The following is a 1,158-nucleotide window of genomic DNA, read 5'->3' on the forward strand; positions in this document are numbered from 1 at the left end:
CGGATTTTTCACCCAGTCCCTTTCTGATCGTGATCCCGAGCTTTTTGGCTCGATCACGTCGGAACTGGGTCGTCAGCGCGACGAGATCGAGCTGATCGCGTCCGAGAACATCGTCTCTGCCGCCGTGATGGAGGCGCAGGGCTCGGTGATGACCAACAAATACGCCGAAGGCTATCCCGGCCGCCGCTATTATGGCGGCTGCCAGTTCGTCGACATCGCCGAAAACCTGGCCATCGACCGCGCCAAGCAACTGTTCGGCTGTGAATTCGCCAACGTGCAGCCCAATTCCGGCTCTCAGGCCAACCAGGGCGTGTTTCAGGCGCTGATCAAGCCCGGCGACACCATTCTGGGCATGAGTTTGGATGCCGGTGGCCACCTGACCCACGGCGCCCGTCCGAACCAGTCGGGCAAGTGGTTCAACGCGGTGCAATACGGCGTACGCCAGCAGGACAACATGCTGGATTACGATCAGGTCGAGGCGCTGGCGAAGGAACACCAGCCCAAGCTGATCATCGCCGGCGGTTCGGCCATTCCGCGCCAGATCGACTTTGCCCGCATGCGTCAGATCGCCGACATGGTCGGTGCCTATCTGCACGTGGACATGGCGCATTTCGCCGGTCTGGTCGCGGCGGGCGAGCATCCCAGCCCCTTCCCGCATGCGCATGTGGCCACCACCACCACGCACAAGACCCTGCGCGGCCCGCGCGGCGGCATGATCCTGACCAATGATGAAGATATCGCCAAGAAAGTGAACTCGGCCATCTTCCCCGGCATTCAAGGCGGCCCGCTGATGCATGTGATCGCGGCCAAGGCCGTGGCCTTCGGCGAGGCGCTGCGGCCCGAGTTCAAGGACTATGTCAAGCAGGTGATCACCAACGCCCAGGCGCTGTCGGATCAGCTGATCAAGGGCGGTCTGGACACGGTGACCCACGGCACCGACACCCATGTGGTGCTGGTCGACCTGCGCCCCAAAGGGGTGAAAGGCAACGCCACCGAGAAAGCCTTGGGCCGGGCGCATATTACCTGCAACAAGAACGGCGTGCCGTTTGATCCCGAAAAGCCGACCATCACGTCGGGCATCCGTCTGGGGTCGCCCGCCGGCACCACCCGCGGCTTCGGCGAGGTCGAATTCCGCCAGATCGCCGACTGGATCATCGA

Annotated in this window: 1 protein-coding gene; it reads left to right on the forward strand. The window is 63.0% G+C overall.

Going from position 1 to position 1,158, the window contains the following annotated elements; translation table 11 throughout:
* On the forward strand, positions 1 to 1,158 hold a 1,158-nt coding region (gene glyA / locus GOW09_RS22250), incomplete at both ends, for a serine hydroxymethyltransferase (RefSeq protein WP_171121069.1).

The organism is Ruegeria sp. HKCCA5463 (genome assembly GCF_013034175.1).
In the GTDB taxonomy this organism is placed as follows: domain Bacteria; phylum Pseudomonadota; class Alphaproteobacteria; order Rhodobacterales; family Rhodobacteraceae; genus Ruegeria.